Origin of the sequence: Enterovirga sp. (assembly GCF_028290205.1) — a bacterium.
Classification (GTDB): Bacteria; Pseudomonadota; Alphaproteobacteria; order Rhizobiales; family Beijerinckiaceae; genus Enterovirga.
Genome location: NZ_JAQGKF010000212.1, coordinates 22,078 through 30,886, shown reverse-complemented (window position 1 = coordinate 30,886; position 8,809 = coordinate 22,078). Strand labels below are relative to the sequence as shown.

General features: G+C 68.2%; 4 protein-coding genes. 1 reads left to right on the top strand and 3 read right to left on the bottom strand.

Features of this window, described 5'->3' with window-relative positions:
* Positions 1-345: 345 nt before the first annotated feature.
* Positions 346-552, top strand: coding sequence for a hypothetical protein (locus JWR86_RS14695; RefSeq protein WP_299566928.1), 207 nt, complete (start codon positions 346-348; stop codon positions 550-552).
* Positions 553-1,275: 723 nt separating this feature from the next.
* Here the strand turns inward: JWR86_RS14695 and JWR86_RS14690 are convergent.
* The 3 genes from JWR86_RS14690 to JWR86_RS14680 form a co-directional block, all read right to left on the bottom strand.
* A complete protein-coding gene (locus tag JWR86_RS14690) occupies positions 1,276-2,823 on the bottom strand; it encodes a radical SAM protein (protein WP_299566926.1) in 1,548 nt (515 codons plus the stop codon).
* A gap of 7 nt (positions 2,824-2,830) precedes the next feature.
* Positions 2,831-6,934 (bottom strand): adenylate/guanylate cyclase domain-containing protein, encoded by a 4,104-nt coding sequence (locus JWR86_RS14685; protein ID WP_299566924.1) that lies wholly within the window; start codon positions 6,932-6,934, stop codon positions 2,831-2,833.
* Between the two features lie 65 nt (positions 6,935-6,999).
* Positions 7,000-8,763, bottom strand: coding sequence for an amidohydrolase family protein (locus JWR86_RS14680; protein WP_299566922.1), 1,764 nt, complete (start codon positions 8,761-8,763; stop codon positions 7,000-7,002).
* Positions 8,764-8,809 lie beyond the last annotated feature (46 nt).

The following is an 8,809-nucleotide window of genomic DNA, read 5'->3' as shown; positions in this document are numbered from 1 at the left end:
ATTGTTCACCTGATCCGCAGGTGAACTTCACTCGAACATCCTTGTTCGATCTCGCCGTTTGCGGAAAGTTTCTGATGTCGTGGCCTTCCACCTGAGCGCCGCTTTAGCTCTACCCAAACTGGGATCGTCGAAATTGGCCTGCCTCGCAGTCGTCACCAAGAGGACGAGGGTCGATCGCGGGTCGACCCCGTGTCGCTCCAGAACCTGCGCCAGCCTCATACCGCCCCGCGACCCTGCTTCGCTTTGGCGCTAGCACGCTACGGAACGAGCTTGAACGGGCACGGTCGGCAGGGCAGACACTGAACGCAAGCAAGTATCGTTATTGCGCGTTAGGGAGATTACGGGATGGTCGGGACCGGAACCCTCGTTGGAATGATCGGCATTGTGGAGCGCGGCCGAGGCATCTTCGACTACATGGAGGCTCTCGGCGAAATCGGCGGGACGCATCATCTCGTGAAGAGCGACAATGGCCTTCGCGTCGTGCCGAATTCGGCCCTTGAGCCCTATGAGTGGAGCGAGCCTGAAATCCGGGAGGAGGCGCCGCACCGATGAGACGAGCCGGTTTTCTCGCCTAGGGTACGGCCGTTGCCGCGCTCACCGGATGCGAGGCCTGGGCCTTGATGATCACCCGTTCAGGGACTCTCGCGGCGGTGTGACTGTCTGCGGGGTTCATCACCGACCCTGCGACGAATTACTTCCGGCCTTCACAGGCGTACCGATACCGGCTGCGAGCAAGCGGGTCCTCGCGGCTGCAGCGGCCTCGATTGAGAACCGGCCTTCGTACCTGAGGACTAGATATTCGTTCGAGCCCTAGTGCGCCCACCATCGCACCAACCGCACCGGTGCGCATGGAGACCTGACCAGAGACGCCGGGGAGTCGCCGACCGAGCCGAGGTTTCGGCGGCTTCGTGGCGAGTCGTTCGCTTCCGTCGCCACGACCGGCGTGCCGAGCAGCTGTGACCGGCGACCAACCCGTGCCGCCGTGCTTACGCCAGCGATCTCCGCCACGCGCGTCTGACCATGCAGCCCATGATGAAGGCGGGACCGGAGATGTGGAGGATGAGCCGCGTCATGGCAGTCGCTCCAGCGCATTGGGGCGGAGAGGCGCGTCCTCGGAAAGCCGCGTTGGGCATTTCGCCGCGCAGCCTCACTCTCGGCAAACATGGTTAACGGATCGTCAACACACGCGGCTCGGTCCCCACAGCCGCTCGCGTGTCGGCCGGTGGAAGACGCCGCCGGACGGCCGTCGGTGTCGCGGCTCCCGTCGTGTGCGCCTCACGAGGCGACCTGGGCGGGTTGGCGCGGAGGATGCCGCCGTGCCGCAAGATTGGCCGCGATGGTCGGGAGCAGCTCGCCGTCTGCGTCCGTGATCATGGTGGGCGAGAAATGGCCGGCGAAGCGGTCGGCGACCGGGAAGGCCGGGCGGTAGAGCGGGCCGAGGGGCTGGGTGGTCGTGACGTAGGTGAGTGTCTCCTCCGCCTGGAGCCCGCCTGTCCGACGCCCGTTGAGGACGGCAGGCGTGCAGAGCCGGGCGCTGTTCATCAGCAGGGTCACCATCTGGCGGGCGGACAAGCTGCGCCTGTACCGCCGCCAGAAGCCAAACGCGTGGCGCGCGACGTCGGAACCGCGGCCCTCGATTTTGGCAAGCTGTCGCACGAACGGGAGCACGGCCTCGATCCCGTCGCGCGGCCGCGTCAGGAGCGTGAAGCCATCCATGTCGCGGAGCTTGGCGTCCGGCAGGAAGCGGCCGCTCGCGACCGCCTCGTCGAAATGCGGGGTGCCGAGCAGCGGGATGGTCAAGCTCAGGAACGCCGGAAGCGGGATCGTGCTGCACCCGAGCACGAAGTCGAGCTCCTGCTCCATGTCGCGGAGGGCGCGGACGGCCGGGTCGAAGATCAGCCCGTACTGGAACACGATCCCGGCCTCCAGGCAGGACCGGATCAGCTCGACCTGCGGCGCAACCAGGTTCTGGCGCTTGTTGTAGGCCGCGAGCTGGGTCGGACTGAAGCTCTCGACACCGCAGAACAGGCCGAGACAACCGGCCCGACGCGCCCGGTCGAGGTGGCCCTGATGGGCAAAGAAGTCGCTCGTGACCAGCGCGACCCAGCCCGGCAGCACGCCTTCGCGGTGAAGGCGTTCCAGCATGTCGAGCTTCCGCATGAAAACGGCGCGGTTGTTGCCGTAGAAGTTGTTGTCGACGAAGAGCACGATCCTGCGCTTGGCGTAGCTGCGAAGCTGCCGTTCGACGACACCCAGGTCGTAGCTGAGGTAGTCGCGCCGCTCGCCCGTCAAGGCGCAGAACGAGCATCGAAAGTTGCAGTAGCGGCTCGTCTCCGCGTAGTTCACAGGGCTCGACCAGGTCAGCAGGTCGAAGCGCGGCTCCATCGTCTCGGCCGCGGCGTCCGGTCCGTAAACGGCGGCGACGATCTCGCTCAGCTCCTCGACATCGCCATGGCAGGCATAGTCGAACGTCTCGGCCGACAGCAGCGGCAGATTGCGAACGGCCGGGCCGCCCGCGACCACGACGCAGCCCGGCGATTTGGTCCGCACATAGGCGGCGAGCTGGCGCATGCGGTCGAAGGCCGATGTGACTCCGGTCAGGACGAGCATGTCGGGCCAGGACAAGGTCCGCTCGTCAAGGAGCGGGCCACTGTGGAACTCGCTGTAGAGCGCGACGTCGACCCGGTCGCGATCAAACGCGCCGGCCAGAACCGCGTGGCCGACGCCCTGTGGAATGAAGTTCGGGCGCCCGTTCGGGTTACGGCTGTCGTCGAAATGGGCCAGCACAACCAAGACGCGGGGCTTGCCGGATCGCTGGGTCATTCCCGCCTCACGCATCAATGGTCAGGAGCTCGGCCGAGCGGCGGGCCGCTTCGACCCAAGGTTCTCGCGAACGAAGCAGGCTGCCCTCGAGCCACTCATGGGCAGCTCGGTCGGATCCTCTGAGGGGGGCCTCGTCGCGGCCGAGACGTGACAGGGCCGCCAGCGCGTCGGCCGGCATGTGGAGACGAAGGGCCTCCCGCAAGGCCTGCTGCCACTGGCGGCGAGCCGAGCCGGGCCGCCCTCGGCGCGCCTCGAGGTCGCCGCAGAACAGGGCGGTGCGGGGCCCGCCGATCGGGTAAATGCGGGAGAACTGGCTGAGACCCTGCGTGCTCTGCGACGCGAGCCGCTGCCGGAGCGCACCCACCCCGTCCGCAGCCGCCGCGCCGCGCGCGGCTGCCCGAAACAGGGCCACGAAGGCCATCAGGGTGCGGGACTTGATGCCCGGGTTGACCTCGTCCGCCCAGCGGCTCGCCTCATGGAGCCAGCGCACGTAGCCGTGCTCGTCGCCCCGGTCGCGCGCGGCCTCGGCCAAGATGGCGGCGCCTTCGAGCCGGGAGATCGGCTCCAGCGCCCCGGGGTCCGTGCTCATCAGGGTCTCGAGCTCGTTCATGTGCGCGTGGGCACCCGAACAGGCTCTTTGGCCAACTTGGCCTCGAAGCGCGCCCGTCAATCCGCAGCCGAGAATGTGCAGGTCGCCGACCTCTCGGCCGAGATGGATCACCTTCTCGACCAGGCTCCGCCAAGCGGCCTCGCCTTTGTAGGCGGGGTTGAGAAGCGATGGATTGATGATCGTCTCGAGCCCGATCGCCATCTCCAGCCAGCGCTTCCGGTCGCCGAGTTGCAGGGAGCTGGCCAGACCGGCCTCGAAATGCGCGCAGGCGGCGCGCCAATCGCCGACGCTCGTCTCGTAGAGGCCCCTCATCTGGGCGACCCGGATGTCAACGGCAGGGCTGCCCACCGTCTCGGCCAAGCGCTCGGCGAGCCGGAGATAATGGGTGGCACGTCCGCGCAGCGGCACGACCCCGCAGATCGCTCCCAGGCTTGCGTAGTTGACCACCAGGACAGGCGAGAGCCTGGTGGCGCGTTCGGCCAGGTTCGTGGCCCGCAGCGTCGCGTAGAGCAGGCGCGCTTTGTTGCCCTGGAAATAGTAGATGCGGGTCAGGTCCTCGTGCGCTCCAGCCGCCTTCAGGAGCACCTCGTCGCCCATCCGGTCGCGGCCCCTGCGCGCCGTGGCTGGGCTGTCCCGGCGCCGGGAGCGCCGGCCCGAGAGCGCGAGGTGCTCGGCGATTTGCTTCAGCACCGCGACGCGGAGCCGGGTCCCGCCTGCCGGCACCGGCATGTCAAGGAGACCGAGGCCGAGCTCATAGGCGGCCTGCGCCTCCGCATTGCGGCCCAAGCCCAGCTCCGCCGCCGCATGTATGAAATGGGCCGAGGCGAGCCGCTCGGCCCCGATCCCCAGGGTCGGATCGCGAGCCATCTCGATGAAGGACGTCGTGAGCGCGATCGCCCCCTCGTTGTCGAACATGCGAAGCCGAAGCTCGGCGACGCGGTCGAGGTAGCCGACGCACTTGGCCCGGTTCTCCGCCCGCTGCCATTGCGTCAGGATCAGCGGCAGGGTTTCGGCGTCGCTCGGATGGCCGGCTCGCTCCATCGCCTCGGCCACCGCCGCATGGGCTGCGCGCCGCTGCTCCGACAGCATGCCCGAGTAGATGACCTCCCGCACGATGGCGTGGCTGAAGACGAAGCGTGAGAGGCCTGCGGCCCGCACCAGATGCGCGTCGAGCAGGTTCGTGAGCGCCTCTCCCACGTCGATGCCGGTGGCCTGCACGAGCTCGATCTCGTTCAGGTCCTCGGCCGTGAAGCTCGCTCCAATGGCGCTCGCGATCTTGAGCAGAAAATGCTCGGCCTGCGGGAGCAGATCGATGCGGCTCAGCACGGCCGCCTGGGCCGAGAGCGGCAAGGCGACCTCGTCCGTCCCTTGCTCCGGCCGCACGGCAGCGTCGGCCCCTAAGCCCGGATCGACGCGGCTGCGGATCACCCGGCAGAGCTCTCCGATGAAGAAGGGGTTGCCGCTGGTGCGCTCGCAGATCGCCTGCAGGATCCGCGGCGCGACGGCGGTGTCCCCCACGTGAGTGCGGACCAGTTCGGCGCTGTCGTCCTGGTTCAGCGCGTTCAGGCGCCAGCGTGCCAGTCCGGAAACCGCCTCGATCGCGAGCGGGCGCGGCCTCTCGGGCCGTGCGGTCACGACCATGGTGAGGCCGCGGATCACCGGACAAAGCTCGACCAGCAAGGCATCCGATTGCGGGTCGAGCCAGTGCACGTCCTCCACCGCGAGCACGCTGGGACCAGGCCCGAGCGCCTCGGCCAGGATCGCCTTTAGGAGACGGCGCAAGTTCTCGGCCCTGACCGCGCTCGAGAGCGCATCAGCGGTGCCGCTCTCGTCGAGGTCGAGCTCGAGCACGTCGTTGAGCAGGGGAATGAACCGGATCTGATCAGGATGGCCGGGCAGCCGCTCGGCGACGCGGTCATGCGCGTCGCTGCCGCGCCTGTCTTCGAGCTGCAGCGCTTCGCGCAGCATGCGGCGGAGCGCGAAGTAGGGCGTGTTCCGCTCCAGGTCGTCTGCTGCCCCTTCCAGCACCACGGCGTCGCGTGCCCGGCAGCTCTCGACGAAGACCTCGAGCAGCTTCGACTTGCCGATCCCGGGCTCGCCCTCGATCAAGGTCAGCGATCCGGAGGCCTGATGCGGGCCCCGGACCAGCGCCTCGAGCCGCTGGAGCTCGCAGCTCCGGCCGACCAGAGGCTCGCCTCGCATCGAACCTCCGACGGACCTCCGCGCCGTCGCCACGTAGGTGGCAAGGGGCGCCCGAAGGCCGGCCACCTGTATGGTCCAGGGACCCTCAAACGTGATCCCGGCTCGCGCCTGAGCGGCCGTTGCATCGTCCGTCAGGACCCGGCCGGCCGCCAGGGCCGACAGTCGCGAGGCGCGGTTCACGGCCTCGCCCAAGACGGTGTATTCCGCCCGCGTCGCGGTGCCGATCGCGCCGCAGAAGACACCGCCGCTGGCGATGCCGGTGGAGATGCTGAGGCCGAGCGATCGACCCGCCGCCTGAAGGTCGAGCGCCGCGAGGCACGCACGGCGAGGGTCGTCGCCATGGGCGTGACCAGGGAGTCCGAACACGACCAGGGCCTGCAGCCCGCCTTCGCAGGCCGCGACCCGAAGCACGTCGCCCTGCAGACGCGCAGCCTTGGCTCCCAGGAGGTCCACAGCCGCCTCGACGGTCTCCAGCCGCTCCAGCGCCCCCGCGCCGATCATCCGCACGAACAGCGTGGTGACCGTGCGCAGTTCCCCCAACCAATGGCCCATCGAGGAGCCGAGCCGATGGCGCAGCACGGACGGCAGATAGAGCCCGGCGTCGGTTACGTCGCACGGGGCGGACTCGGGTCCGGTTGGGGGGGGCAAGGCCGGCCGCTCCGTGACCTTGCGGAGAGTTACGCCGTCCTCGGTCGGGATGCCCTGCACCTTGTCACGGACAAGCGACCATGCCCCGCCGGAGACCAGGATCTCGCCGCTCTCGGCGAGGGCCGCGCAGCGCGAAACCTCGCTGACGCACGCGCCGGCCAGCACGACCTTGCGGCTGCCGTCGGCAAGCCTGAGGTGGAGCACCTCGACCTCGCCGACCGCCACGGCCGAGCGCAGAGTCAGCACCTCGCCCAGGACATCGCTGCCGCTCACCCCCGCATGCAGGCGCTCGGCGCACCAGCAGCCTCGCCAGGTTGCCAGCGCGGCCGAGCCGCTGTGCGGCTCATGCCGCCAGCCAGCCATGAGGGCGTCGCCCTCGAAGCTCACCACCACGCCGCCCTCGGCCTGGATGATGGCCGCAAGCCGGGCCATGAAGGTGTCGAGGACGTGCCTGATCCGCTCAGCGCCCGCCTTGCTGTCGTCCCGCGAGAGCTTTGCGGTCAGCCGCGTGAAGCCGGAAATGTCCGCGACGAGGAGCGTGGCGGGACAGCGTTGGGACGTCGAGCCGGAGGCGTGGCGCGTCTCTGATGACGCCCATTCGACGAGCGCCCCTGGAAGAAACCGCGCGAGCTCCCCCTCCGCCCAGAACATGGCTCTATCCAACCGCCGAGCTTGGATTGATCCGTCCGAAGCGCCCGCTCGTCAACTCGGGCAAGTCAAGACGAGAGCCCGACGCTTCGGTCCACCTTGACTTGCCAGGCGGGCCGGGCGACGCCTTTCGCGACGTAAAAGCTGTCGAGCCGGCCGCGCGTGCTGTCGGTGTCCTTGTCGTGCAGGCCGAGATAGCGGGCGGCATTCAGGCCGAAGAAGCGCTCGCTCAGCCGACCCTCCGCGCCCAGACCCCTGGTCTTGTCGAGGTCCCGGAAGATGCCGACAAAGTTGCTGAGATAGCCGGTGGTGTCCCCGCCCTCGATCAGCAGCATCTCCCAGTCGCTGCCGTACATCAGCCGCTGCGCCAACGCCGCGTCACCTCGCTGAGCCGTCAGACCATACAGCTTCCCGAGTGCATCCTTGACCGTGGACGGGTTGTCGAGCCCGTGGGTGAAATAGGCGGCATCAGCGTAGTAATTTGCGCCCGGCTCGCCCGGCTTGCCCATCAAAGCCGCATATTTCTCCGCCCGGCCAGTATTGATGCGACCAATGTCGGTGTCCCCGAAATGGCCGAAACTGACCCTGAGGTTTTGGGAGAAGGGCTCCGGCATGCTGGTCCAGTGGCTCGGATCCGTCGGAATGGTCCGAAAGTCCACCGAGGGCCCGTTCGAAGCCGAGGTGTGGAGCATGATCGGCACGCCGCTGGCCGCACACCAGACGTAGAGCTGGCCGAGCGCCGCATCGAGCAGCGAACCGAGGTCTGGCCGCTGCAGCGCCTTCGGGATGGACGAGCCGAGCCAGAGCTTCGGATCCAGGAACGTGTTGCCGTAGGGAGCGAATCCCATGGGCGGGTACATCTTGACGCCGATGCAGCCGCGCGTCGTGACGGCCGAGACGACCCGATCCAGGGGGTTGTTGGGCTCCATCCCGAGACTGAAGGCCACTTGCCTGAACGGATCGAACGGCGCGTAGCCGTGCACGCGACCGCCGGTCAGGATCGCGACCTGCTCCATGAGGTCGACCTGGTCCTCGAGCGAGGTCGGCGTCGGTCGACCGCCTGACAGGGGCCAGTCGAAGTCCAGCATGTGGCAAAGCGCGAGGTCGATGCGCCGACCGGAGCGGGCCTGGTAACCGTCCAGGAAGTCGATCAGGTTCACGAACCTGTATTGGAGCTGGTGGGCCACGAATTCGGCCGCTGCCTCGGCATCGCTGCCGGCCCCGTAGGATCGCGTGAGTAAGCGCCGTTTCCGCCGGCGGGCCGTCATGGTTGCGTAGCGATCCGGCAACGCCGCGATCGCGTCCGCGACCTGATGGGCGCGCGTAGACCTGAGACCCCGCGGTCGCAGGCGTGCGGATGCCGCCTTGACGGCACCGATACTGCGCTGGTGCTGAGCTTCGGCCATGCTCGAAAGAGCGCGTCCCGCTTCTCCCGGCCCGCAGGCGGCCGCGAGCCGCCCCCCGACATCGCGCAGGACCGCCGCCTCGTGCTGGCCGCTGGGTGCGAGAGCATCTCCGAGCACAGCCAAGACGTCTGCCAGATGCTCGAGGCCCGGCGTGTCGATCGAGCGGACCTTGGCGATGTAGTCCCGGATCTGGATATCGGACGCATTGAACATATGGACATGCGTATCGATGGTCAGCGGACCGACTGGCCCCTCCGCTGGCGGGCGGTCCGGGCATAAACTGCCGATCGACGGCCCCGTCATCGTTCCGCATCCGCTGAGCGCGCCAGCAGCTGGGAGCGACATCGCCCCGATCAAGTCACGACGGGTCAGCCTCATTTTGGTGTCGCCCAATGACTGGGCACAACATGTCAGCAGATGCCCCAAAAAGCTGTGGCTTGGGCGCCACGGAGCCTCTCTGTCCGTCTAGTGC

Excerpts from the sequence above, each read along its gene's own strand:
- JWR86_RS14695 (WP_299566928.1), top strand. The coding sequence starts at position 346 with ATGGTCGGGACCGGAACCCTCGTTGGAATGATCGGCATTGTGGAGCGC.
- JWR86_RS14690 (WP_299566926.1), bottom strand. The coding sequence starts at position 2,823 with ATGACCCAGCGATCCGGCAAGCCCCGCGTCTTGGTTGTGCTGGCCCAT.
- JWR86_RS14685 (WP_299566924.1), bottom strand. The coding sequence starts at position 6,934 with ATGTTCTGGGCGGAGGGGGAGCTCGCGCGGTTTCTTCCAGGGGCGCTC.